30 protein-coding genes and 1 pseudogene are annotated in these 23,471 nt (G+C 34.4%); 20 read left to right on the top strand and 11 right to left on the bottom strand.

The features are described 5' to 3' along the window. Positions 1-594 precede the first annotated feature (594 nt). The 8 genes and pseudogenes from ACHABU_RS16275 to ACHABU_RS16240 all read left to right on the top strand — a co-directional run bounded on the left by ACHABU_RS16275 (position 595) and on the right by ACHABU_RS16240 (position 4,643). Positions 595-783, top strand: a complete 189-nt coding sequence (locus ACHABU_RS16275) for a hypothetical protein (protein WP_435765993.1) — start codon at positions 595-597, stop codon at positions 781-783. A 196-nt stretch (positions 784-979) separates the two neighbouring features. Then, positions 980-1,108, top strand: coding sequence for a hypothetical protein (locus ACHABU_RS16270; RefSeq protein ID WP_435765992.1), 129 nt, complete (start codon positions 980-982; stop codon positions 1,106-1,108). A gap of 138 nt (positions 1,109-1,246) precedes the next feature. Next, on the top strand, positions 1,247-1,756 hold the full coding sequence (locus tag ACHABU_RS16265; RefSeq protein WP_435765991.1) for a YfiT family bacillithiol transferase: 510 nt from the start codon (positions 1,247-1,249) through the stop codon (positions 1,754-1,756). Between the two features lie 316 nt (positions 1,757-2,072). Further along, complete coding sequence (locus tag ACHABU_RS16260) at positions 2,073-2,213, top strand: hypothetical protein (RefSeq protein WP_435765990.1); 141 nt, start codon at positions 2,073-2,075, stop codon at positions 2,211-2,213. 60 nt (positions 2,214-2,273) lie between these two features. Continuing rightward, positions 2,274-2,345 (top strand): annotated as a pseudogene (locus ACHABU_RS16255) (nucleosidase); the annotation flags it as partial. A 167-nt stretch (positions 2,346-2,512) separates the two neighbouring features. Further along, positions 2,513-3,022: an RNA polymerase sigma factor gene (locus ACHABU_RS16250; RefSeq protein ID WP_435765989.1), complete on the top strand. Its 510-nt coding sequence runs from the start codon at positions 2,513-2,515 to the stop codon at positions 3,020-3,022. Continuing rightward, positions 3,009-3,674 (top strand): hypothetical protein, encoded by a 666-nt coding sequence (locus tag ACHABU_RS16245; RefSeq protein ID WP_435765988.1) that lies wholly within the window; start codon positions 3,009-3,011, stop codon positions 3,672-3,674. The genes ACHABU_RS16250 and ACHABU_RS16245 overlap by 14 nt, the downstream gene beginning before the upstream one ends. Before the next feature lie 174 nt (positions 3,675-3,848). Then, complete coding sequence (locus ACHABU_RS16240) at positions 3,849-4,643, top strand: DUF2935 domain-containing protein (RefSeq protein ID WP_435765987.1); 795 nt, start codon at positions 3,849-3,851, stop codon at positions 4,641-4,643. Between the two features lie 375 nt (positions 4,644-5,018). Here ACHABU_RS16240 and ACHABU_RS16235 read toward each other — a convergent pair whose 3' ends face one another. Next, positions 5,019-5,909: a YitT family protein gene (locus tag ACHABU_RS16235; RefSeq protein WP_435765986.1), complete on the bottom strand. Its 891-nt coding sequence runs from the start codon at positions 5,907-5,909 to the stop codon at positions 5,019-5,021. A gap of 634 nt (positions 5,910-6,543) precedes the next feature. Here ACHABU_RS16235 and ACHABU_RS16230 point away from each other — a divergent pair. The 4 genes from ACHABU_RS16230 to ACHABU_RS16215 all read left to right on the top strand — a co-directional run bounded on the left by ACHABU_RS16230 (position 6,544) and on the right by ACHABU_RS16215 (position 8,899). Further along, a complete protein-coding gene (locus ACHABU_RS16230) occupies positions 6,544-6,849 on the top strand; it encodes a hypothetical protein (protein ID WP_435765985.1) in 306 nt (101 codons plus the stop codon). A 199-nt stretch (positions 6,850-7,048) separates the two neighbouring features. Then, a complete protein-coding gene (locus ACHABU_RS16225) occupies positions 7,049-7,576 on the top strand; it encodes a nucleotidyltransferase family protein (protein ID WP_435766083.1) in 528 nt (175 codons plus the stop codon). A 229-nt stretch (positions 7,577-7,805) separates the two neighbouring features. Then, positions 7,806-8,156: a hypothetical protein gene (locus tag ACHABU_RS16220; protein ID WP_435765984.1), complete on the top strand. Its 351-nt coding sequence runs from the start codon at positions 7,806-7,808 to the stop codon at positions 8,154-8,156. Between the two features lie 593 nt (positions 8,157-8,749). Then, entirely contained in the window at positions 8,750-8,899 is a 150-nt protein-coding gene (locus tag ACHABU_RS16215) for a hypothetical protein (RefSeq protein WP_435765983.1), read from the top strand. Positions 8,900-8,932: 33 nt separating this feature from the next. Here ACHABU_RS16215 and ACHABU_RS16210 read toward each other — a convergent pair whose 3' ends face one another. Next, positions 8,933-9,196, bottom strand: a complete 264-nt coding sequence (locus ACHABU_RS16210) for a hypothetical protein (RefSeq protein ID WP_435765982.1) — start codon at positions 9,194-9,196, stop codon at positions 8,933-8,935. A gap of 212 nt (positions 9,197-9,408) precedes the next feature. Between ACHABU_RS16210 and ACHABU_RS16205 the strand changes: the two genes are divergently transcribed. From ACHABU_RS16205 to ACHABU_RS16180, 6 genes are all read left to right on the top strand, one after another. Beyond that, a complete protein-coding gene (locus ACHABU_RS16205) occupies positions 9,409-9,684 on the top strand; it encodes a hypothetical protein (protein WP_435765981.1) in 276 nt (91 codons plus the stop codon). 135 nt (positions 9,685-9,819) lie between these two features. After that, positions 9,820-9,996 carry a hypothetical protein gene (locus tag ACHABU_RS16200; RefSeq protein WP_435765980.1) on the top strand — a complete coding sequence of 59 codons (177 nt, stop codon included), beginning with the start codon at positions 9,820-9,822 and terminating at the stop codon, positions 9,994-9,996. Between the two features lie 304 nt (positions 9,997-10,300). Next, the gene (locus tag ACHABU_RS16195) at positions 10,301-10,675 is read left to right on the top strand and encodes a hypothetical protein (RefSeq protein ID WP_435765979.1); all 375 of its coding nucleotides are present in this window, start codon (positions 10,301-10,303) and stop codon (positions 10,673-10,675) included. Positions 10,676-10,934: 259 nt separating this feature from the next. After that, entirely contained in the window at positions 10,935-11,969 is a 1,035-nt protein-coding gene (locus ACHABU_RS16190) for a serine hydrolase domain-containing protein (RefSeq protein ID WP_435765978.1), read from the top strand. A gap of 784 nt (positions 11,970-12,753) precedes the next feature. Continuing rightward, positions 12,754-13,149, top strand: coding sequence for a hypothetical protein (locus ACHABU_RS16185; protein WP_435765977.1), 396 nt, complete (start codon positions 12,754-12,756; stop codon positions 13,147-13,149). Between the two features lie 120 nt (positions 13,150-13,269). After that, positions 13,270-13,737 (top strand): hypothetical protein, encoded by a 468-nt coding sequence (locus tag ACHABU_RS16180; RefSeq protein ID WP_435765976.1) that lies wholly within the window; start codon positions 13,270-13,272, stop codon positions 13,735-13,737. Positions 13,738-13,992: 255 nt separating this feature from the next. On the opposite strand, the gene ACHABU_RS16175 is transcribed toward ACHABU_RS16180, so the two are convergent. The 3 genes from ACHABU_RS16175 to ACHABU_RS16165 form a co-directional block, all read right to left on the bottom strand. Next, a complete protein-coding gene (locus ACHABU_RS16175) occupies positions 13,993-14,646 on the bottom strand; it encodes a 2OG-Fe(II) oxygenase (RefSeq protein WP_435765975.1) in 654 nt (217 codons plus the stop codon). A 254-nt stretch (positions 14,647-14,900) separates the two neighbouring features. After that, complete coding sequence (locus tag ACHABU_RS16170) at positions 14,901-16,307, bottom strand: hypothetical protein (RefSeq protein WP_435765974.1); 1,407 nt, start codon at positions 16,305-16,307, stop codon at positions 14,901-14,903. After that, positions 16,307-16,858 carry an RNA polymerase sigma factor gene (locus ACHABU_RS16165; RefSeq protein ID WP_435765973.1) on the bottom strand — a complete coding sequence of 184 codons (552 nt, stop codon included), beginning with the start codon at positions 16,856-16,858 and terminating at the stop codon, positions 16,307-16,309. The genes ACHABU_RS16170 and ACHABU_RS16165 overlap by 1 nt, the downstream gene beginning before the upstream one ends. A 232-nt stretch (positions 16,859-17,090) precedes the next feature. On the opposite strand from ACHABU_RS16165, the gene ACHABU_RS16160 reads away from it, so the two are divergent. Both ACHABU_RS16160 and ACHABU_RS16155 read left to right on the top strand, forming a co-directional pair. Continuing rightward, positions 17,091-17,219, top strand: a complete 129-nt coding sequence (locus ACHABU_RS16160) for a hypothetical protein (protein WP_435765972.1) — start codon at positions 17,091-17,093, stop codon at positions 17,217-17,219. A 29-nt stretch (positions 17,220-17,248) separates the two neighbouring features. Continuing rightward, entirely contained in the window at positions 17,249-18,568 is a 1,320-nt protein-coding gene (locus ACHABU_RS16155; RefSeq protein WP_435765971.1) for an NtaA/DmoA family FMN-dependent monooxygenase, read from the top strand. A 111-nt stretch (positions 18,569-18,679) separates the two neighbouring features. Here ACHABU_RS16155 and ACHABU_RS16150 read toward each other — a convergent pair whose 3' ends face one another. The 6 genes from ACHABU_RS16150 to ACHABU_RS16125 all read right to left on the bottom strand — a co-directional run bounded on the left by ACHABU_RS16150 (position 18,680) and on the right by ACHABU_RS16125 (position 23,394). Continuing rightward, positions 18,680-19,888 carry an MFS transporter gene (locus ACHABU_RS16150; RefSeq protein WP_435765970.1) on the bottom strand — a complete coding sequence of 403 codons (1,209 nt, stop codon included), beginning with the start codon at positions 19,886-19,888 and terminating at the stop codon, positions 18,680-18,682. A gap of 350 nt (positions 19,889-20,238) precedes the next feature. After that, positions 20,239-21,141, bottom strand: coding sequence for a glycine betaine ABC transporter substrate-binding protein (locus tag ACHABU_RS16145; protein ID WP_435765969.1), 903 nt, complete (start codon positions 21,139-21,141; stop codon positions 20,239-20,241). 176 nt (positions 21,142-21,317) lie between these two features. Further along, on the bottom strand, positions 21,318-21,599 hold the full coding sequence (locus ACHABU_RS16140; protein ID WP_435766086.1) for a hypothetical protein: 282 nt from the start codon (positions 21,597-21,599) through the stop codon (positions 21,318-21,320). After that, positions 21,514-21,726, bottom strand: coding sequence for a four-helix bundle copper-binding protein (locus tag ACHABU_RS16135; protein WP_435766081.1), 213 nt, complete (start codon positions 21,724-21,726; stop codon positions 21,514-21,516). Before ACHABU_RS16135 ends, ACHABU_RS16140 begins: the two co-directional genes overlap by 86 nt. A 421-nt stretch (positions 21,727-22,147) precedes the next feature. After that, complete coding sequence (locus ACHABU_RS16130; protein ID WP_435765968.1) at positions 22,148-22,666, bottom strand: hypothetical protein; 519 nt, start codon at positions 22,664-22,666, stop codon at positions 22,148-22,150. Between the two features lie 197 nt (positions 22,667-22,863). Then, positions 22,864-23,394 carry a CueP family metal-binding protein gene (locus ACHABU_RS16125; RefSeq protein WP_435765967.1) on the bottom strand — a complete coding sequence of 177 codons (531 nt, stop codon included), beginning with the start codon at positions 23,392-23,394 and terminating at the stop codon, positions 22,864-22,866. Positions 23,395-23,471 lie beyond the last annotated feature (77 nt).

Genomic DNA, 23,471 nt, shown 5'->3' with positions numbered 1-23,471 from the left:
TGACTAACTGGTGCAAGAGTTAAAAAGGACAATCATTTCAAAATGATTGTCTTTTAATTTAATAAATGTTTTTTGAATATTATAGTAGTATTAAATTAGAGGGGGAAGATTTAGATGATGCTTTTAGGACCTTTCCTAATGGCTCTTATACCAGGAATTTTTATAGTTGTCCTTGCGTGGTGGTTCAGAAAAAAGCGTTTTTCCTTATTTGTAAGGATGTTGCCTGGAATCCTATTAATTATAACTGCTGTCATTCTCTTTTATATCGGTTTTGTTAACATTAAAGGGTTCGAAGGTGGAGCTTATGGCATTCTAAGTTTCTTTTTAATCATTTTTGCTATTATATCTAATTTATATCAATTGTTTCTTTCTTTGTTATTTTATTTTTAATAACTTGGTTTGAGCCGTTTCAGGTTCTCCGTATAGTAACATGGCTAAAAAATGTTGTTTAACTTTTTGGTGCTCTAACACAATAAGTAGATCGTCGATTTGGAAGCCTGCTGTATTCTAACTGGAAGATTAGTTATTTAAATGTTAACGCAAAATTATATAGGTTACCATTTAAGTAGGAATTACTGTTAGGAGGTTTGAAAAGTGAAAAATAAAACTCGAACAATTATTACACTTGTAGGTAGTTTACTTATTTTTGCTGTTGGTATGTTTAGAATACTTACTGAGTCACTTTCTTCAACACCTTTGTTTGTAGCATATGTTCTTGTAATTACTGGGTTTATCGGAGTTATTGCAAACGGAATAATACTAAGAAAGTTACAATCTAATTAAACAAACCAGAAGTGCAATTCCTAAAGTGAATCGTTTTTTCTTATTCAACAAGTAATAAGGAAATCTTTATTGGCAAAAGATATTAAACCACCTGTATTTGGTCATTACTAAAACTAAACTTTTTAAGAAAACAAAAAAATCCAATAACAAATTTATAAAACAGTTGGGGATGGCTATATTGGTAGGATCTTTAACTATGAATACTCTTTTTTCTAGTAATGGTGAAACTGCCTTCAAATATACAGTTGTAGGAATGGGGATAATGTCATTTATTGTTATTCTATTTGAAGCAGTAGTCTCTAAGAAAAGGCAAACGAAAGTATGATTTAAATTTTTGCCATTCTATTAATCGTTAACTAAACGATTTGGTGCACAAGTAGGTTCTGTATTACATCAAAAGGTTTACAAGAACTGAGTAGATTAGGTATATTATAGGTTAAAATAGGGAAAAGAGGGATTGAAAATGGATGTAAGATACCCAATTGGCAAATTACAAGTACCCGAAAAGGTAACACTTGAAAATATTCAAGAATGGATAAGGAAAATCGAAACGTACACGATTCGTTTAAGAGAGACAGTCGACTCATTAAGTGATGAGGAATTAAGCAAAACGTATCGTGATGGTAGTTGGACAGTTCGCGGGCTTGTTCATCACATTGCAGATTCTCAGTTGAACATGTATCAACGTTTGAAGCTAGCTTTAACAGATGAGAATCCAACCGTACCAAATTTTGTTCAAGACAAGTGGGCTGTTCAACCGGATACAAACCTTCCTATAGAAAGTTCTATTAAAATGCTAGAAGGTATAAACGAGCGTATCGTATCTTTGGGTAATAGTTTAACTGAAAAGCAATTAGATCGAGCTTTTACTCACCAGATAAACGGTAAAATAACAGTTGCAACAAAGGTTGCCAAATTAGCTTGGCATGAAGACCATCACTTGGCCCATATAAAAATCGCATTATCAAAATAGCATAGTATTTTAGGAATTGGCTTATCAAATCTGATAAGCCAATTTTTTAAATGAGGAAAGGAAACAGAAGTTTTTCAACTGGATGGTGCGTTAGTACAATAGTGGCGACGATTTTTTCAGTAACTGACCTATTCCATCTCAAAGCGATTGTCTTTTACTTTAATAAATGTTTTTTGAATATTATAGTAGTATTAAGTTAGATATGGAGTTTTTTGATTGAAAGGTTTTTAAATTCAACTATCCGGTGTAAACACAATAAGAAGATCAATCTTCGGAAAATATATTGGTCTACTTTAATGAAGGAGGAAATTTGAAAATGGCAATTGTAACTTTTCTTATCATTGGCTGGATACTAAGTTGGTTTAAATTTAATAAATTATTATCCGTGACACAGAAAACCAAGTTGAAGTGGAATGGAAGAATAATACTACAGTATCGATTAACAATCGGACCTTAAATTTAAAAGAAGGAGAAACATACGGATATTAGCTTCGTTTCTCCTATTAGAATTTACGGAGCAGTAGTTGGAGATAGACTTTCTGATATAAACGCAGCCAAAGATAATGGCTTAATTTCAATAGGATGTAACTTATCAATATAAAAAAATTACCGCCATATAAAGCGATACTTCAAAAGGTATCGCTTGTTTTATTCTGTTCTTGGATTTGAATCCTCAAATACTGACATTGTTAATTTAAAATTATTTATAAAAAGAGGAACTTTTCAGAGGATTATTCGGTCTGTATATATAGGGAGGTGGTTGAAATCAGTCGGTCAAATGAAAAGGAAATATATGAAAGCTATTTTGAAAAGGTGTATAAAACAGCTTATTATATCTTAAGAAACGAGGAACTAGCAAAAGATGCTACACACGATACATTTATCAAAGTGTTTAAAAATTGGGGGGACATTAACCAGCAATCAAAAATTAACGCTTGGATAACTACTATTGCTACACGTACTGCCATTGACATTTATAATAAAAATAAAATGCAATTAGCTTTTGAGTTTATAGAAGAATATGTTTCAATCACAGATGAATTCAACGATAAGAAAGATGAGTTAGAAAAATATTTAAATCATATCCCACCCCCACCTGAACATAAACAAGTATTGGTTTTAAGGTATATAGAAGATTTAACGGAAAAAGAAATCGCAAACCAGCTTTCTATTAAATTAGGAACCGTTAAATCAAGAATATTCCGTGCGAAACAAAAATTATATGAACAGTATCATTCAGGAGGTGAAAATAGTGTTGGAGAATAATCGGAAAGAAGAAATGTTAAAGAAACATTTAACAAAAAAAATGGATTCAATTAAAGTACCAAAAGGATTAAAAGAAGAAATGTGGACACAGGTTGAGCCTGTACGTAAGAAGAAAAAAGTTCTTCCCTATATAGTTGCGCTAGCGTGCTTAGCTATCTTGGTTCCGCTTGGGTTAATTGGAATACCTCTTGATTCGGATCCAATGCCTAGTGACGTTGTAACAACTCAAGAAGAGAATATACGATCAATTGAAGCTGTGTTACAAAATGCTCTTACAGGTCCAAGTGATGAATTTAAGAAAGTATTTAATAGTGAGGAATTAATTGATTTAGTGAAACACGAAGAAGAACTATATAAAGATTATTTTGCTGACGATATGGCCTACCTGGATTTTGTAATGAACAATGGTTCGAGGATTATGATTGAAGCGGCAAGAAATGATTACAAATTAAAGGTGAAAAATATTGAATATGAAAAAACAGAATCTGAAGAGATCATTTATAATTTCACCGTAGAATTACAATACCAACAAGTAGGCAGGGAATCATCAGGAGTTGAATCGGTGACTGGTCAAGCCAATTTAAATGAAGAACATAAAATAGAAGATATTCTTATTCGAGATGGAGACTTTTATAATCTTATTATCAATTAAAGGCGAATTACAAGTTTAGTTATTTTTGTTGTAGGAACTGGTACGTTACTATAATAAGTAGCCAAGAACCTAAAAAAGTAGCGAAAAAATAACCAATAGTCCTAAGAATAGCAAGAATAAGGACAAATACACTTACATATATTTGGGAAGGAAGTGCAAATAGGGAGGGACATAATGACGAATCCAATCGTAATGAGGTCCTTGGATGAAATCGAATTCTGGTCGAGGATCATGAAGGAGCATGCTTTATTTTTAAGCTTGGGATTTACCTATGAACAGAACCAATTAATTGAAGAAGCCCAACAGTTCATCACTCTTTTTGAGCGAATAGAAGAAAAGTTGGCAAGGTTTACTGTAAACTCGGATTTACGTCAAATTCAAGTTTTTAACAGTGAGGTTTATCAAGCAGCTGTTGCGATTTGGAGTTACAAAAGAAAAGTTTTAGGGTTAACTTTACGTTGTGAAATCCAATCAAATAATTTCCCATTATTAGTTGACCATATTAGTAGAGAAGCAGCTTATTTTGCCAACAGAATAAAAGACCTCAACGAAGGAAAACTTGCCCCTGAACCTGATACCATCATTCAAGAAAATTTATTCTTCTTAAGGATTATGGCTGACCATTCTAAATTTATCGGACATCTTTTAGATCCTTCTGAAAGGAAGCTAGTAGAACAGGCGAGAGAATTTAGTCATGATTTTGATCAACTGGTTTTCCAGGCTGTTGATTTAGACTCAATGCGCCCGCAATCTGAAACTGTACCAATACTGGATCAATTCTTGGATCAAAACAGAGTTTCAGTAGTTTCCTTACGCGACTTTAAGAAAACAGCAAGAGATTTAATTGAGGCTTGTCGTATTAAAAGTAATATTCATCCACTATTAGCTGACCATACATTTAGAGAAGCTGAAAGGTTTTTGGAAATTATAGATTTATTTGAAGCTCATCTTTCAAAATCAAATCAGTAAAATAAATCAATCCAGCTGCCATACCAGGCAGCTTTTTTTATTTTATTCTTTTTCAGCTAAACCAGCTAATAGAAGCAACTCTCTTATTGCACTATATGTTGCAATAGCTTAACAAGGAGTTATTCCATAAATGGCTCTTGTCCGTAAGAATCCATTCAACTACCTCAGCCATCTGTTTGAGGAACTTCCCAATAGGAATACAACAGAAAAAGAGACATTGGCTCAACTTCTGCGTGGTCAGCGTCACTTCCGCAGGACTGCCGCGTTCCAAGTAAATCTAAATAAAGTATATACAAAATCCCCATCTGAAAACAGGTGGGGATTATTTAACGCTTACTTTAAAAGAAATAATTGGTCAAGGATTAGATGCTCTTGTCATTCTTCAGCTTTTTCTTTGTAGTACTGTTTTTCTTCCTTTGCACTACTAAACGTTTTTTGTGTTGGATAGTGAGCTTTTGCAAGCGAACCACCACTCACATCTTTTACTGTATTAACAACAGTAAACGCATCTTCATCAATCTCACGGATCAATTTTTTTAAATAAAATAATTGCTGTTTTGGAACTGCAACATAAATAAGATTCTCATCGTTTCCATCCCCATCATTTTTACCTTGCAAGATCGTAGTATGGGCACCAAGATTCTCTCGAATAGAACGAGCTATTGATTCGCTATAATCTGAGAATATATGAACAATCTTTTTTGATTCAAAGCCTTCTAAGACGTAGTCAGTCACTCGCTTTCCAATAAATAAAGCCACTACAGTGTTTAATGTTAGAATTGGACCTATAACTAATACTCCACCCACAACAACTAAAGTATCTAACACAAAGTTTGTTCCTGTTATTTCCCAACCAAATTTATAGTTTAGCATTTTTGCAATAGTGGACGTTCCACCTATAGTACTTCCCGAGCGAAAGATGAAACCAAAGCCAATCCCAGTAAATACTCCCGCATAAAGGGCAGCAAGAAGGGGATCATTCACTGCAGACCCAAAATCCTCTAATACGAACAGAAATATTGAAAATAGGGGGATAGCAAAAGCTGATTTTATTATTATCGACTTAGGTAAGAAGCGATAACTAACTAATAAAATTAGTCCATTCGCGATGAAGTTCACCAATGCAGGAGACCATCCTAACCCAAAATAAAGTAAGAGGGATAATCCAGGGATACCACCCTCTGCGAGCGAGTTAGGCATTGAAAATATTGCTACTGAAAAAGCAAAGAAAAAAGTACCCAATACCATAAGTCCAAAGTCTTTCATTTCGCACTTCCTTTTTCTCTCTCTAATGTATGAATAACTAATTTACTTGATTCTTGGAAAAAGTATTTCGTCAACTTCTGTCGAGTAATGAATAGTTTTGAAAGGTTTTCCCGAAAAAGGAATACATCTCGTTTTTTTGGTTGTATTGGAAGGTTAACACACCTCCACATTTCCAATTAATAATTAGTATATAAGATTTTATTTTGTGTTGCACTAATTGGGTGAAACGTCCTTGGTGTACGATACTTAATGTTCCAGAATATGCCCTATTGCGCAAGACTGCTCTTATTGCAAATCAATCAAATATGTACAACAAGTATAACATTTTTGAATCTAAAAACTATGGGTTTTTAGTTTTAATCATCCAGTGGTAAAAACTATGTCAAGGATGGTACATTTCACTGGCTGTAATCATATCCCTAATTTTCAACTAATTTGTTTTGAAATCCTGAAGCAGTGTTTCTTCAGGCAATCAATCCTATCATACCCACAGAGGCTCCTACGGGTTCTTAAACACTTATCTTATTAGCTTTTTGCGACTATATGGTGCGTTTCTGAAAGAAGGAATTGCACCCTTTTTCAATTAAAGAAACATTGATTGTTTATGATGAAATTAATATGGAGGTGTAATCTTATGCCATTAGAACAGGAAGTAATGGGTTTGTTAATTGGTGGATTTTCTATTGTTATAGGGATTGTAATTTTAGTTTCTGTGTTCCTTTGGGTTAAAAATAAAAATTATAGTTCAGGATACATCTGGACATTACTTCATTTGCTATTAGTTTCTGTTGCAGTATATTTTGCATTGAAGGGTATAGCTTTTGACTACAATCATCCAATGGCTTCAGAAGAGATTTCCCTCCAAATAGGTATTTCTGGAATTGTTTGGGCATTGAGTATGCTCTGTTTAGTAATAGCATTATTTTGCTTTTCGAAATAGAGAAAGAGAAAGCATAGTGCTTCTTAAACAAATTGGTGCCATACTTCAAGATAGTTTGTATGGCACTTCTTATTGAAATAATGCATAATTTAGGATAAGTAATCAAGGTTAAAAAATAATTAATGTAGTATATATTTTTAAGGGGGTTATAGTGATAGATAAAGAAAACATTATTTCACTTATTAAAGAAGATGAATGGATGATGGATATATTACTATCCGCAAAATCATTGAATTTACCCGATTGGTGGATATGTGCTGGATTTGTTCGGTCAAAAATATGGGATACATTACATAATTTTAATGAAAGATCACCAATCCCAGATATTGACGTAATTTATTTTGAACCTACAAATATTAATAAAATGGAAGAAAAGGGATTTGAAGAAATGCTTATGGCTCTAATGCCGAACATCCCGTGGTCTGTAATGAACGAAGCAAGAATGCATATACATAGCAATATGTCTCCTTATTCTTCTTCAGTTGATGCTATTTCCAAGTTTCCAGAAACAGCGACAGCTTTAGGTGTGAAATTAGATGGTAAAGATAATGTGATATTAACAGCCCCCTGTGGAATTAACGATGTTGTCAATTTAGAGGTAAAGCCTACTCCATATTTTAAAGATTATAAAAAACGTGTGGAAATTTACGAAGGCCGAATAACTAAAAAGAATTGGAAATCAACTTGGTATAAATTAAAAGTGTTTCATATCAATACTTCTTTATAATCTTATTGTGCTAAATGGTGCAATAGCTTAACAAGGAGTTGTCGATACGACAGCTCCTATTCTGTTCAATGGCAGGTTAGTGTAATAAGGAAAAATTACTGAGTATTGAAACAATATAATAATTATATTCGTATATATAAGTAAGTTAAGTTAATTTCAGGGGGGTTGCTTTATTAAAAGGTTCTTCTATTATTTCGGTTGGACAGTCGTTATTGGACTTATTATTTTCTTGGGAACTAAATATCAGATTCGATTAGAAGAAGAAGCTAGGTTAAATTTCGAATTGATGTCTGTTGTATTATTTGCAACAATATTACCTATTGTTATTGGGCTCTTTCTGAGATTACCTAGGTTGATAATTGAAATTAAAGAGAATAAACAATGGACATTTGATTGGGTTAAGTTTATTGCAATTGCATTACCGTCTCTTTATATAATATCAATGTCGATTTTACCCTATTCTCCTTTAGGAGCAGGCTCGATTAAAATACCAGAGATAATTATGATTGGAAGTCCAACTATTCAAATAATTGCTGGCGTTGTTTTTGGATATACCTTATTGGATAGTTTAAAGAAATAAAGTTCTTTAAATAACTGGTGCTGAGGTAGCACAATAAGAGGCGACCGCTCTTATTGGCCATTTGGCAGGTTAGTTGAAGAAGGTAATATTTGGATTAAGATAGATATAAGTAGAAAAGTTAATAATAAGGGATGATTTTTTGGAGAAAAATATTTGGGATGTAGTTTTTTTAACAAGTAGTAAAAAGACTTTGCAAAATAAACAATATTTAACCTCAGAAACCTAAATTTGAAATCATCGAGAACGTAATGGTTATTAGCATTAAGAACCATTTAAAAGATGGAGTAGACTTAGATTGTTTTAATATTTTAAACCTTATTTACCGAACAAATGGACCTTTAGAAGAGAGCTGAACAAACAAGAAATAGAATTATTGAGGCTTATGCAGAGTGTCAAGGCATTTTATTTTGATTATAGCAATGAAATGAATACCATTTGGCGATGAATAATTTTACTAAGTTTTTAATGTTTTTACAGATATATGCAAAGTTAGCAGTACATTAATAAAGTAATAAGGTTTACTTCAGTAAAATAAGGTATATTATATTTGTTGAATAGATTCTTTTTAAAGACAAGAAAAGTAGGTGAACAAAGTGGGAAAATATCAATTGGATTACAAAGGTCAGGTAGCTGTGACAAAGTTTCATGAAAAACAGACGCCTGACAAATTTGATAAAAAGAAGCAACTTGAAAAAATACGTGCGGAGTATTTGAAAAAGAAGCAAAAACAAACAGATAAATAATATGAATGAAAACATAGGAAGACTAAAATCTCCCTATGTTTTTCTTATTCGAAGTTCTTTTCTCATTTGATAATAGAGTTTATTATTCCCATAAATTTCAGATTCGGTGACAAAAAACTCGTCATCAGATATCCATTCCTCACTAAAAATTTCAGTAGCAGAATCAATAGACCAGCCGTTATTTTGGATACACCAGTAATCTCCAGCAGAAATTTTTAAAACATTTGGATACTCACTTGGCTTAGGTAGCTGAATAAAAAGATAAGTCTCGATCTTTTCAGCAAGATACTTTCTCAACACCCCACACTCAAAGAAAGTCAGGGAATACGTGCTTTACATCAATAAGGGAGGTTGTTGAAGCAACCTTTTTTAATGAAATAACTGGTGCACAACAATGAGATCGTCACAATGGCGGTCTTTTTTTACTAAAGAGGCAGGATTATGGAATAAGGAGAAATATGAAACGTCTAACAATGAACTGACGCCTGTGTATGAAGGAGGTTGGAAAAATGAAAAAAATTAGTTTTATTATTTTACTTTTCTTTATACTTTATCTCGTCACTGGCTGTGAAAGTGCGAGTCCAAAAGTAACAGAAGAAGAAGCAGAGTCAATCCCTATTGAACATCATTCTGGTGAGATAGGTGAAGTTAAATTCAATTCGGTAAGTCATAAAAGTGGCGAGCATATAGTTAAGTGGGAAATTGACGCAGATTGTAATTTTGGCACTTATTATATAGATGACCAAAGCGGTAAGATAGTTAAAGGCGAAGAAACCAGCTGTTAGTTTAATGAAAAGCAAATGAAAGATATACAATTAAAAGGTGCCATCCTTAAAGAAGGAGAAGCACCTTTTTTGTCGAATTTATACAATGGGACAGTTTAGTGAAAGTAGATAAAGGAAATAAAAGGAGGCTATTTGATGGAAATTATTTTTATGTATGTTGCAGGGATTATTGTATTTGTTATAGCTATAATTGCAATTGTTAGAGGGATTACATATAGAATTAAGAGTCCAGCAGATGATTTAAAAGAACAAATTTCTATTCTTGAAAGAAGAGTTGATGACTTAGAAAAAATTAAGAAAGATGATTCTTAATTTTTAAGCTAACTGGTGCTTTAGCGAAAATGGGGGAATAAATATGACAGCGTTCTTTAGCATTTTTATATATTTAATAATTCTCTTTGGTATTTCAACAGTGCTGTTTTTTTCTTTGACTTCTGTATGGAATACTGATAATCAGGCAATTGTATATCTGTTATCTATAATTGTGACACACTTGATATTAAATATCTTGGGTGACATAGGAAAAGAAAACAATCATCCCTGAGTTCTTAAATGAATTGTGAATAAGTGTACTTAAAGTAGCTGGTGTGTTAATAAAAAGTGAAGGGGGAAAGAAATGAAACAACTATTTTTAATCGTTTTATCATTGTTGTTGATTACTGGTTGTAATCAACAATCAAACATTGATATGGTTGAAGTCTTAGGGAAAACAGAGAATACACTTAGAGAATCAGAAGAAATAGAAACAACTGCATCTTCCTTTGATGGTGAAAAAGATGTTAAGTTTAGGCTTATGGTTGAAGAAAACCCAACAAATGAGGAAGCTACAATATTGTTTAACGAAATAATAGAAAATATAGCATCATACTCAAATCATTCAGATGTATGGGATTATTATAATGGCTATTTTGATATTAAAAGTTATGACAATCGAGTGCTATATGAAGCGACTAAATTTAAAGGTGAAGGTTTGGATGTAACATCTAAATAAAATCGTTAACTAACGATACTTTTATTGAATTGTGATATTACACTTAAACTAAATGGTGCTTTAACACAATAAGGAGATCGGCGGTATGTCAGCCTATCTTGTGCTATCTGGCAGGTTAATGGAGGAAGCCTTGATTAATCGTGGCTGAAATAAAGAAAAAATAAGACTAGAAATCCCCACGAAGTTCTTGTGCATGAGGAAGGCGTACATTAAAAGCTAGGGTAAAAATAATCTGCAGGAAGGGGATTTATGGAAACTAATGGAGACCAAAAAAATTGAGGAAATATTTAACCAAACTATAAAATCAAAGCAAATACATGAGTGCGTTCTATTTGTTGAAAACACATATGGAGATTTTGCATTCAGTTATGAGTATGGAGGCAAAAATATAGACGCACCATTACTTATGGCAAGCATCACAAAATTGTTTACAACCACTTGTATTTTGGTTTTGCGGGAGCAAGGTAAGCTGTCATTAGATGATGAGGTAACAAAATACTTCGATAGTAGGACACTCAGCAGGCTTCATAAATATAGGGGTCAAGAGTATTCTTCTAAATTGAAAATCTCTAATTTGTTGTTTCAAACAAGCGGACTGCCGGATGCCTTTGAAGAAAGTAAAAATAACATTAAAAAACGTGTCCTCCATGAAGATATGCACATTAATTTTGATGAAATGATAACACTGACCAAACAATTGAAACCCCACTTTGCACCTGACACAATCAAAAGAGCTTATTATGCAGATATAAACTTTGATATACTCGGAGAGATAATCGAAACGATTACTAATTCGGCATTAGAAGATGTATATAAGCTGATGATTTTTGACCCCTTGGAGCTTGAGAATACATATTTGCCTAAAAGTGAAAATGACTTTGTTCCCAATATATATTATAAGGAAACCGCCATTTCCCGTCCGAAGTTCATCAAAAGCTGTCGTGCTAGTGGTGGCGGTATTAGCACAGCTCGTGAATTAATGATATTTATTAAGGCCTTTTTTGGAGGGAAATTGTTTAACAAAGATGTTTTTCATCAACTAGAAAAATATAACAAGTTACAAACTTCCATGTATCCAATTCAATATGGCGGTGGCTACATGCGAATACCATTAAATGGTCTTCCAACACTTTTTATGGGCAAAGGAGAGTTAGTTGGACATTCGGGCTCAACGGGTTCATTTGCTTTTTATTTTCCTAATAAGAATCTGTTTTTAGTAGGAGATGTAAATCAGTTGGCGAAGCCTGCATTGCCAATACGACTGGCGATGCGGCTTGCTATATCAATTAAATAATGATTCTTTTAAGAGAAACCTGTTACTAAACCAAATGGTAGCGAGAGTTTAAGAGGGCAATCATCAAAATTGATTAGTCCTTTCTTTTTTTAAAAAACTATATGGAATATTATGTTAAAGTTAAATTAAAAAAATAATGAGTTAACGTGACAGAATTGTTGAACAAGATAAGTAACGTATTTTTCAAGACGGGATAACATAATTGCTTTAATAGGGGGGATTTTATGGGATGGATTATTGACATATTGCTTGGTGTTGGTATTGTTTTCTTTATACTGTTTTCATTTATAATTTTTGTTAACCTCCGAAATAAAAAATAAATTTAATAGTTAATGGGTGCATTACATAAATAATAACAGGAACCTTCGAATATGATGGTTCTTGTTTCTCTTTAGTATTTAAGTATCGGTGCAGTTTAGTACAACAATAATTAACAAAAGGAGTAGAAATTTATGGTTATTGTATCTTGGTATGTAGGCTGGTTTTTAATACCTATATTGTGCATTATATTTTGTTTGAATTTAGTATCTATATTGAAAAAGGTAAAGAATGAAGAAAAAAATACGGTTAATACTGTTTGGCTTACAATTTCTTTTACACTTATTATGTGGACCATAGCAATATTAGCGTCATCAAGTTTTTATTAAGTTAACGGGTGCGTTTCTTAAATAAGAAATTGCAACCTTGCTCAATTAACGTGAGCAGGTGGTTTTAAAGAAAGGAGGAAGGTTTTATTAAATTAATAAAAATAATTAGTGTTATTGCAACTGTTATTATTATATTTTTGGGCGGTTATTTTACAGGTAACATAAACAATAACGAAGCTTCTAGGGAATTAAGGATTGGATACAAAAATAATGAAAATCCAAACCAAGTTGATTATAGTAATATTTTTACTGATACTGAAAACCAAACTGTAATTGATAATTTTATGATCATTTATTTACATAGAGATAAGATAGCAAATGTAAATCTGGATGTGGAAAACCCAGATATTTATATTAGTTTAATAAGTCCAAAGCAATCGGTAGGCTTAACTGACTCTAAGGTGTGGTTTATCGATGAAGGTGCTATTATAGGCGAGCGTATTGGGGAAAGTTGGGACCAAGTAGAATATTACCAAATCGATAAAAGCGATGCTAACTACATTAAGGAAAATATTGATTATCAAGAAGACTAAGAAGGATAATACTCTTTCGTTAACTGGTGCAAAAGATGAATATGAGATCGAACGGTGCTGAATGTTAGATTGTAATTATTTTTGCTATGACTAAAACATAATATTTGGAGGCGATAACAGATGGACAATATTAATGCAGAAAAAATAATTATATTAGAAAATGGCGAAGAAAAAATTGAATCTATTGATAGTAATTTTAAAGATATTGATGAAGCAGTTGAATATTTCCTAGAATACGATACATCTAATTTTCCGTTTAATGCAAATAAAGTGAAATTTAATTTGTACGAAGACAACTATCCTCATACTGTTATTTTCAGCAAATTTAAAGATGAATGGTATGGAAGTGAATATCATTTTAATTTTAAAGGATATTATCTGAATGATCTTCTATTTTCAGTTGATGGAAATGAGATAGATATCGCAAATTATCTCTATAAAAATATCGATAAAATCAACAGTAAATGTAATTTAGTACTAGATACAGAAAATTTTAAATCGAAAATTGAACCAGATGATTTTATCATTGAAGAATTGATAGATGAAATGAACACAAACGAAGCCAAATTTGAAGTTTTAGATATATAAAAAACACTTCCAACCTGTTTCCGCAATTCGAATGCGTAATACAAAAAAATGGGCTTGTAGGAGGGCTTTATTGCAGTTAGAGCAAAAGATAAGTAATAAATAGAAATTTTATTGTTGAGCTAACTGGGGCTTTAATACAATAAGTGGCGATGATTTTGAAGTGGTTGTTGTTGGTAGAATAAACAGGGGCTAAGCTTGTGCGATATAAAAGAGACTTGTTTGACCAAGCCTATTTTCGGGTTCAATAATTCCTGATTATCTCACTCTTTGTTTTCTCATCCATTGTGTGGCTACCCATTTTTCTCCTGTGATGACGGGTGCCCCACCGTGCAGGGTTCGTTCATTCAGGGCTTGATCACCGTAGAAGTATTCAAAGTAAACCGCCATTCCCTTTTTCGGCGAAACGAAAAAGCCGAGCTCCGGGAAAAAGGTTTTACCGCCTTCATCGACATCATTTAAGTACATGATAAGCGTGCTGATTCGGTTATTTTTGGATGCTTTGCTTGAATCCGAAAAATAATCATAATGAGCTTTGTACTCCTGTCCGGGTGTATATTTCAGGATTTGTAGTCCTTCTGCGTGTTCGGTGGGAATGTTCATAATGCTCGCTACTCGTTTTTCAATGGTTGTCAGTAAGTCGTGTTCTTCTTCAAAAAACATGCTGCTGCTTGTTCGGATGTCATTCACTTGCCGGGAATCCCCGATTTTTGAACGATGCATGCTATCTTTTGATAATCGAATGAGTTGGTCGCACTCTTCAACGCTCAAAACATTCCCTAGAACTACCACGAGTGGTTCTTCCAGACGGGCAACGATATGAATCTCTCGATCTTCTGTTTGAAACCGATTTCCGATGTGATGAAAAATGGTTTGTTCTTTATTGGAAGTTTGTTCGTTTACCTTTTTCACGTGCATCGACTCCTTCAATGAGTATAATTTCGTGTTTAATTTCAGAACAAGGTTTTCTGGATGTAGTGTTCCCATTGTTATTATACTATATTTTTATGTCTTTTCAGTAAATAATGGTCTTTAACTATCGAGGCAGGTTAATAATTAAATAAAAAGAGAGAAAAGAATGTCCGTTTTCTTGTAATTTTAAGAATGTATCTAAAAAATCAGTGAGTTTTATTCCCACTGATTTTTAGATGCAAAATTGCAACCGTTTAATGCCATTCCATCGAATCTATAAATAGATCCAATCTTTGTGAATAAACACCGCCATTATAATCCTGTCGATCCGCATGCTTTTGCTTGTAATACCATTCTCCGTTCGCTTCAAATAATTCGATATACCCATCGAAAAACTCCTCATCCATTCCACTTTGGTAAGAGTAATGGTAAGAATTCACTCCCTCCATGTTATCGCTATAAGAAAGGTCAATGTTCAATGCTTCAAACATAATTTCTTTCCTATTTTCAAGAGGAAATCCATGCTTTAGCTTACCAAAGGCATAAAAGCTGTTTTCAGAAACGTTTGGTTCTGTAAAACGCCATTCTGTAAACTGAGCATGTTCTATTCGTTCTACTTCTGTATCACGAGGGAGATAGCTAGTCATATTTAGTTCCTCCATTTCATATAACTCCACATCGACTTCCTCCACTCCCATTGCACCTACTGGTAATAGAACACTTTTTTCAATAGGTCTGTTGAATTCCGGGTGAAGGTCACCTTCTGAACCATGAATCGTATGGGGATAATTGGCCTGCATGAAAGTAAAAAATCGTATAGGCAACATCCAGCTTTCGGTATCATCTAGTGATAGTTCAGAAGTAAAAATCATCGGATGACCAAATAATTCAGAGATATACAATTCCATGAACTTCCCGTTTTCTTCATCAAAAAATGCCGTTATTTCTGCGTTTTCTGTTTCAAACGGAAACACATTTTCATGAGGGAAAGAGACCTGGTGGCTTAGCTCTATTTCGTTAATAAACGAATCGACTGGTATGGAAACCTCCTCAGCCTCAGCAAAACTGGCCGTCAACTGTTGAAGGTGGGTATCAAATACTTCTTGATCATAATCTTCATTAAACAGCAAGAGGTTCATTTGCTCTCCATTCTCTCCGGACATATGAATCGAATATGCATCATTCACTTCTGTTTCATCAATTGTCCAGTCCCTAGGAAGATAAACTTTTAAATCGTTGTTAAAAATACTGCTTGTCGGCATTCCGTTTAAATCATCGTAATCAAAGGGTGGTCTGTTCAAAATAGTTTCTAATAAATCTTCGGGTTCGTTGTCTTGCACATCTCTTGCATTTTCCTCGTCCTGCAGTATTTCTTCAACGCTATTTCCTTGATCTGTTGTAACGTTAGAATTACTATCCCCTAAGATTCCGGTGCTAAGAAATAACAAGCCAGCAATGCTTGCAGCAATTGCGGTAGAAGAAATTCCAATCACTCGTTGCCTGAGCTTACGACGCTTACTTTTGGTTTTGCGCAATCCAGCTTGATTTAAACCATCCTGAAAGGCAAGAAGACTTTTTTTACGTGCTTCATTAGAAGCTTCTATCCTTTCTTTATTTAGAGAATCGAGAAATGGATCGTCCTTTTGTTTACGTTTATTCATCAACTGCTCACCTCCATTTTGATATGTTCAGCCAGTTCCTTTCTAGCACGGTGTTGCAATGCTTTTACAGAAAGCGTCGTTTTACCCATAATTTCAGCCGTTTCTTTTATAGAAAAGCCCTCGATAAACCTCAAGTGAAGAACAGTTTGATAATGTTTTGGCAGCTTATTGAGTGTTTGCATCACTTCGTCCATATGTAATTTCCGGAGAACCGTATTCTCTGCTGATTCACCCCCAACAACTTTTGTTTCGATAACGCTCCCCTCCATTGTAATAGACTTGCTCCGATTATTATTTTTTCGATAATAATCAATTACAACATTCCGGGTAATTTTGAAAATCCACGTTTTAAATGATGATTTCCCCTCGAAATTATGTAATTGTCTTGCAGTTTTAAAGAACACATCCTGCAAAAGTTCCTCTGAATCATGATAGTTATTCGTTTGTACGTAAATATAATTGAAAATACGATCAACATAGCGGCTATGCAATTTCTGAATGGCTAAATTGTCACCGCTAAGAATCTGTCTTATGAGTTCGTGATCTTCCATGATCGTCCTCCTGTTCTCTCTCATCATTATAGACGAAAGGTTTTAAAAAAAGATTCTTAGAATTCAATTAAGGATAATAAAAGGTGTGTTTTAGTGTGAGCAAGAGACGGTAAAAGGAACGGATTTTGTTATAGCGCCACATAAAGGAGTAATAATCTTTAACGATATTGGATACTTATGTTAGTCTTTGTATGAAGTTTTTAAAGATTTGCACTTTAAACGAATGTAAAAAATGATAGTAACTAAAGCAAAAGAAACAATGATAGATGAAGTGATGATTATGGAATTCTACTCTGATAAAACAGCTAGTCAAAATGCTTATCGTTTATTAGCAAAAGAATTTAATTTAAAAGGACAATAAAAATACTATAGATAGAGGAGTTTAATTAAATGGAAAACAAACGAAAAATGCAATTGGCGATGCAAATGGGTTCAGGTTATGGTATAGACCAAGGCGCTTGGCGAATGCCTCATGCAGATCCAGCTGTCTATATGAATATGGATAAGCTTGTGGAGTTTGCGGAAATCGCGGAACGTGGAAAAATACAAATGATTTTTTTCGCTGATACACCAGGATTAACGAACGATCTCAATAATCAACCACCTCAGTCCCCGATGGATCCTATTATTGCAATGACAGCGATGGCAAGAGAAACGGAACGAATTGGTTTCGTTTCGACTGTGTCTACGACTTTCAACTATCCATATAATGTAGCCCGTCAGCTAAAGGCACTGGATGTTATCAGCAATGGCCGAATTGGTGTAAACTTTGTGACGACTTCTCATCCAGTGGCAGCGTTGAATTACGGGGACAAGATACCTAGCCGTAAAGAAAGATACGAAAAGACGCATGAATTTATTCAAATTGTCCAGGCTTTGTGGGGAAGCTGGGGAGAAGATGCGCTTCTGATGGATGCTAAAAATGGGAAATTTGCGGATATGGACAAAATTCAACCCGTAAATATAGCTGGATATCATTTTCAATCCCAAGGCCCTTTGCCAATTCCACCTTCAAAACAAGGGCAACCCGTTATTTTTACAGCTGGCGGATCCGAAGAAACACTTAAAATCCTTGGACGCTATGCCAATGGTCTGTATACAAACCCGTATGATAGTAAGACTGCAAGTGGATACAGAGAAATTTTTCGGAAAGGTGCCAAAAGATTTGGACGTAACCCAAATGAGATAAAAGTGTTTCCAGGTATTATCCCGTCCATTGCACCGACGAAAGAAGAAGCGTTAGAACGCCGCAGACAACTTGATCGGAATACTGATTTAAGAGGGAAATTGCAATACTTAGGTTCAATGATTGGCCTTTCTTTATCCTACAATCAAATTGATCAGCCGGTACCAAAGGAAATGCTTGAACATGCTTATGCGAACTCACAAGATCCACGTTCTTCTTATGCATTAGAGCTCGTGAAGACTGGTATAACTATTCGTGATGTTTTGGCACATGGCGTGATTAACTATCACCCTGTTATTGTTGGTACTGCTGAAGAAGTTGCTGATTTTATGGAAGATTGGTTCCTTAAAGGTGCCTGTGATGGGTTTGCCATTCAACCAGACGTGAGCTTTGATGGTATAAGCGATTTCGTTGATCAAGTCATTCCAATTCTACAAGAACGAGGCTTGTTCCATGAAGATTATGAAGGCACAACGTTACGAGAACATATGGAGATACCTTACCAATATGGGAGTATGGAGTAAAGGGATTTCCATTACTTAATCGTCTAACCCACACTTAAACGAGGTGGTGCTAATTGTGGGACAAGTAAGATCATCAAACGGTGGTCTTTTTCTTTTGGCACCCCTAGCTTGTTATGGTTTATCCCGTTCGTTTGCTATGATGTTTCGTTCTGCTTTCTTGCTCCCGATTAGATACAGCAACAAAATAATAATCATAAATGCAGCAGAATAAGTAAAGGTCATGCCGTATCCTACAAATTTTGCTAAGAATCCAAGCCCAAATGATCCAAAGGCCAAACCAAAGTCTATAAAAATAAGCAGCATCGAATTGGCTGTTGCTTTTTTCTCGGGTGGCACAAGAGTTAATGCCCAAGCTTGTGTAATTGGATGGATAATGGCAAAAGCGATTCCGAATAATGCCCCGGAAACGAGAACCATCCACATACTCGTAGAGAAACCTAATAAGATTAAGCCTACAGTCCCTGAAATAGCACCTGGAATAATAAGAATTCTGTGACCGAATTTATCGAAAATCTTACCGGAGAAAGACCGAACTAAAACCATTGCAATCCCTTGTGCGATAAAAAACTGTGAAATACTTCCGCCAACATTAATCTCATTACCAAACGCCCCCATAAAGTTTACCGTTCCTGCAATTGTCATATAATTTAACGATACCAGAATACTCGGAAGAAGGACGCGCTTATCGAACATATACTTATAGAAAGGTTCATTATCGGTAGTCTGTGGAAGTTCCTTTTTTTGTTCTTGTTTAACCGTATTCTTTGTAAAAAAACTGCACAAAAGTGAAAAAGCCATAAGGCCCAGCGTCAACATCATCAACGACTGGAAGGAATAATTTGCAAGATAAGAAATAGCAATTAGTGGTCCAAGTGTCGTCCCAACGCTTGTAGACATTGCGAAAAAAACAATACCCTCACCTAAGCGAGATTTAGGAACGATATTACTTGATATCGTAAAGACTAAAATCGTAAGCATACTAAAACCAATACCTTGTAGCGCTCGAATGAATATTAAAAATCCGATGGAGTCATTTACAAAAGTAAGAGCGATAGTGCCTATAAAATAAAGCAGGGAAATAATGAGGAGAAATTTCATATTAACTTTTTGGATAATTATACTTGCAAAGAAGCGTGTAATTAGTGATGCTGTCATTAAGGTCGTGGTCATGATTCCTGCAATCGCAGGATCATCACTAATGGCTGTTACAAAGATAGGGAAGCCTGCAGTAATCATATAAAAAGAAGCGAACATGACTAAAGACAATAATATAATAATTAAATATTGGCTTGTCCAAAGTTTAACTTTTCTTTTATCCATAGTATATAAGACCGCCTTTCAATGGCTAATTCTAAAAGTAGGATGATTTATAAGCATTTTAAATCATGACATTTATTCTCCCCTTATTTAAAAAAAATATTAAGAGTTGATTTAAATAAATGCAATTAATAAAAATACCATCCACGAGGTGGGAGATCACCGAAAATGTGAAGGGTTAAAGGAGTTTATAGAAGAAGCATATACCATAAAAATGAAATAAATAAAAATTTATTCAACTAGGCCATATTGTCAGAGGGGCTTATTATTTGTACTAAACAATACAGGACCACCCCTATTAGCTATACCTAATAGGGGTGGTCCTGTTAATATTAGAGATTTATTAACGAAAGTTATTCTTTTGGCTGTAAATCTTCAATGGAATCAATGTCCATATAAGATGGTACAGCTAATCCAATTTTGGCACCATCTACGTTCGGTCCTAAATCCTCAAATTCACCTTCATACTCAGCATATAATGCACCATGTGTGGATGGCATCCATGGTGCTAGAGATGCATCAGCACCACCCTCTGCTATGATTTCAAACAAAATAGCTGGATCAACGGATGTAGTTTTGACACTATAACCTTGTTGTTCCAATACAATTTTAGCTACATTTGTTGTAAAAGCCTCTGCATCCCAAGGAGTTAAAACTAATTCTATGGAAGTACCATCTACAGGCTCTACCCCTTCTGTCCATTCTGCAACGGTTTCCTGATTTTCATCTACCCAATCTTGAGCTACTTCTTCAAATTCCTTTTCTTGGGCTTTTAACAAGGCCGATTCTACGTCTTTTAGTTCCCAATTGAATCGATCAATAATGGTATAAGCTTCAGGCATTTCTTCTTTTAGGCCTTTTCTTGCAATTGTTGTGATGGCTTCTTCTTCCCCAAATATACCTTTAGGATCTTCTAAGTATTTTATATCCCAATTGGCAAACATATAATGAGGAGACCAAGCACTAAAGACAATTGGTTCTTCCGTCTTCATAGCATCATCTAACGCGGATAACATTGCCCCAGTTGAAGATAGTTGATGTTCCCAGCCATTAAGGCTCTCGTACGTAGATATAGCCTCATCATTTGTTTCAGATTGCCCAGCACCAGGCTCTATACCAGTAATTGTATACTCCATTTCTTTACTAACATTGGTTTCAGTCTGTGCATCCTCATCATCAGTTCCGCAACCTGCAGCGATAAGGGATAAGGATAAACCAGCAATTAACCCTAATTTTTTCCATTTGATGTTAAACATGTTGTAACTCTCCTTCGTTTTATATATTGCTATTTTTGTACCTGTCATAAATGGTGCACACCATATTCATCAAAACGCAACATACTTAATGCTATATTTTTTATGAATATCAAACAAACCCCAAATACAGTTATTTTCGTAAAAATAGTGCGTACAGTATAGGGGAAATGGCGATTTTATGGGGAAATGTCTTCAATTGGTTCGTTTTCCTCTGTGTTCCAACCATTATCTTCTATTTTGGTAAGAAGTCTGTGTTGTGCAACTTCCATTAACCTAGGGTTTTCAATAAAGAATGAAGGATCTTGCGGGAGATAGGAAAAATTAAGAACGAGCTTAGGGATTGTAAACCAAAGCTCGTACTTATGTGTAAAATTAGGAAGCCATTTGTCTGCATGCATTGGCACATGAGCGACAAATGTTGGCACATTCCTTACAGTGCTCATCTTGAAATTTGTCACATTCAGTTGCACAACCCTCACACATAGTTGCACAAAGATTGCAAAAATCCTTGGAACTATGGCTGTTCCTAGCCATCAGTCCTGCTGCCTGGAAACATATTTCAGCACAATCATTTAAGTGCTTCATACATGCAATACGTGCTTGAACATCCGGTTCTTGCAAACATGCTGTATGACACTCTTCACAAGCACGAGCACATTTTAAACATTTTTCAATACATTGATCCATATTGGATGGTGAATTAGAAAGAACTCCCATCATCTATCCCTCCCCTCTAAAAATTTATCAATAGTAGTATTCTCAAGGGGAAAGTTAATATACTTTAACGAAACGTTGTGGTATTAGGGAACTATTTATTTTAGGTGACAGGAAGATGGGATGCCAGTTGTGAGAGATTCAATAGGTAAATTACTGACCTAGAAGTGTACTGCCATACTAGGTTGTAATCGGTTGTGGGGAACCATAAAAATTAGATTTTGCTACAATTTTCCAATAAAGTTGACATATTAACAGGCAGACTCTCATTGTGTTGTTCTATCAAATCAAATTATAAAAGATGTTGGAAATGTAAAAAGGTGTTAACCTGTTCCTCTACAGATGCATGAGGAACAAACTTCCATCCTATACTCTCTATAAATTCATCATATATTTTTTGTAATTGTAGTTGTTGTAATGCCATTTCAATATGTGCAGTTTTCACATTAGGCTTTTGCATCATTAGAGCAGAGTTATAATTTGTACTAGACATATTTTTGGCTGTATGACGTACTTCCAAAGCAATCCACTTATTATCATTACCCGTTTCGTTACTTCCGCCATTGGATTTATGTTTAAAATCATAAATATTTAAAGGTGGCACCTCAACCTTATTGCTATATTCGGGGTTAATTAACGCCAACATCACCCAGACATGTGCTTGCATCACGTTTTCTTGCAAGCTAATAATATCTCTCAACTGGTGATTAGTAACTGTTTCTCGGTAAGCCTTTAACTTATTAATCACACCTTCGTGGGCTGATAAGTGATTGGCCATTAGCCCAAGATCTACAGCAGGCAAAGCAACCATAAAGACACCTCTTCCATTCAATATAGGTTATTTCATTATAATGTATGAGAATGAAAGTAATTTGTTCAATAAATAAATTTCGTTGTCCATTCAAGGAGAGGGTTGAAAAAGTCTTCGGAAGTAATTATCCTTACGAAAACCATTTCCTTTCCTTTAAATAGAATAAAAGCACCTGGTATCAACAGGTGCTTTTTATGTTACGTTAATTGCATCGTAGTAATGCATGTGCCATCATTTTTAAAAGTAGAAATTTCTGATTCTACTGTTCTACCTTCATGAGTAATTTTTACATGGTATGTCTTATCCCGTGGTAGCCATAAATCCACAAATCCGTTTGATTCGGAGTTCATCTTTTCGTCAAGTATTACATTACCTTCCATATCCTCAATATAAATACCGAAGTCCTTATCGACCAGTTCCCCTTGGCAACCTGTCAAGCTATGATCGGTGCACGGGTGAGTTGCATTGATGAAAGGGGCAATAGAAACAAAAAATTCTTCTTCAGGCAAATCATAGACCGTTTCATTATCGTCGTTTTCTGTCACTACGAGTTGTGTTGATGTAATGGAAGCAGTCTGGTTTGTTACCTCACCTGTACTATAATCTTGAACTAATTCTTTAATATCTATCGTTTCATTATCTTTTGATTCTTCATTAGTGCTATTACCATTACAAGCAGCTAATAAAACTGAAATCAGCAAAGTAACTATGATGATTTTTAACCTCATTAAGATCCACCCCACTTATGATTATTAAGTTATATTATACTACTTTTACTGCCTTCTACATATAAAAAATTAGAATT

Source organism: Oceanobacillus sp. CF4.6, from assembly GCF_051262635.1.
Taxonomy (GTDB): domain Bacteria; phylum Bacillota; class Bacilli; order Bacillales; family Amphibacillaceae; genus Oceanobacillus.
The sequence above is the reverse complement of the archived record's forward strand: the minus strand, read 5'-3'. Positions and strand labels throughout refer to the sequence as shown.

Excerpts from the sequence above, each read along its gene's own strand:
- ACHABU_RS16145 (WP_435765969.1), bottom strand. The coding sequence starts at position 21,141 with ATGTTTAACATCAAATGGAAAAAATTAGGGTTAATTGCTGGTTTATCC.
- ACHABU_RS16155 (WP_435765971.1), top strand. The coding sequence starts at position 17,249 with ATGGAAAACAAACGAAAAATGCAATTGGCGATGCAAATGGGTTCAGGT.
- ACHABU_RS16235 (WP_435765986.1), bottom strand. The coding sequence starts at position 5,909 with ATGAAAGACTTTGGACTTATGGTATTGGGTACTTTTTTCTTTGCTTTT.
- ACHABU_RS16165 (WP_435765973.1), bottom strand. The coding sequence starts at position 16,858 with ATGGAAGATCACGAACTCATAAGACAGATTCTTAGCGGTGACAATTTA.
- ACHABU_RS16270 (WP_435765992.1), top strand. The coding sequence starts at position 980 with ATGAATACTCTTTTTTCTAGTAATGGTGAAACTGCCTTCAAATATACA.
- ACHABU_RS16205 (WP_435765981.1), top strand. The coding sequence starts at position 9,409 with ATGAAAAAAATTAGTTTTATTATTTTACTTTTCTTTATACTTTATCTC.
- ACHABU_RS16240 (WP_435765987.1), top strand. The coding sequence starts at position 3,849 with ATGACGAATCCAATCGTAATGAGGTCCTTGGATGAAATCGAATTCTGG.
- ACHABU_RS16230 (WP_435765985.1), top strand. The coding sequence starts at position 6,544 with ATGCCATTAGAACAGGAAGTAATGGGTTTGTTAATTGGTGGATTTTCT.
- ACHABU_RS16200 (WP_435765980.1), top strand. The coding sequence starts at position 9,820 with ATGGAAATTATTTTTATGTATGTTGCAGGGATTATTGTATTTGTTATA.
- ACHABU_RS16190 (WP_435765978.1), top strand. The coding sequence starts at position 10,935 with ATGGAGACCAAAAAAATTGAGGAAATATTTAACCAAACTATAAAATCA.
- ACHABU_RS16125 (WP_435765967.1), bottom strand. The coding sequence starts at position 23,394 with ATGAGGTTAAAAATCATCATAGTTACTTTGCTGATTTCAGTTTTATTA.
- ACHABU_RS16135 (WP_435766081.1), bottom strand. The coding sequence starts at position 21,726 with ATGAAGCACTTAAATGATTGTGCTGAAATATGTTTCCAGGCAGCAGGA.
- ACHABU_RS16160 (WP_435765972.1), top strand. The coding sequence starts at position 17,091 with ATGATAGTAACTAAAGCAAAAGAAACAATGATAGATGAAGTGATGATT.
- ACHABU_RS16180 (WP_435765976.1), top strand. The coding sequence starts at position 13,270 with ATGGACAATATTAATGCAGAAAAAATAATTATATTAGAAAATGGCGAA.
- ACHABU_RS16260 (WP_435765990.1), top strand. The coding sequence starts at position 2,073 with ATGGCAATTGTAACTTTTCTTATCATTGGCTGGATACTAAGTTGGTTT.
- ACHABU_RS16150 (WP_435765970.1), bottom strand. The coding sequence starts at position 19,888 with ATGGATAAAAGAAAAGTTAAACTTTGGACAAGCCAATATTTAATTATT.
- ACHABU_RS16265 (WP_435765991.1), top strand. The coding sequence starts at position 1,247 with ATGGATGTAAGATACCCAATTGGCAAATTACAAGTACCCGAAAAGGTA.
- ACHABU_RS16130 (WP_435765968.1), bottom strand. The coding sequence starts at position 22,666 with ATGGTTGCTTTGCCTGCTGTAGATCTTGGGCTAATGGCCAATCACTTA.
- ACHABU_RS16170 (WP_435765974.1), bottom strand. The coding sequence starts at position 16,307 with ATGAATAAACGTAAACAAAAGGACGATCCATTTCTCGATTCTCTAAAT.
- ACHABU_RS16195 (WP_435765979.1), top strand. The coding sequence starts at position 10,301 with ATGAAACAACTATTTTTAATCGTTTTATCATTGTTGTTGATTACTGGT.
- ACHABU_RS16225 (WP_435766083.1), top strand. The coding sequence starts at position 7,049 with ATGATGGATATATTACTATCCGCAAAATCATTGAATTTACCCGATTGG.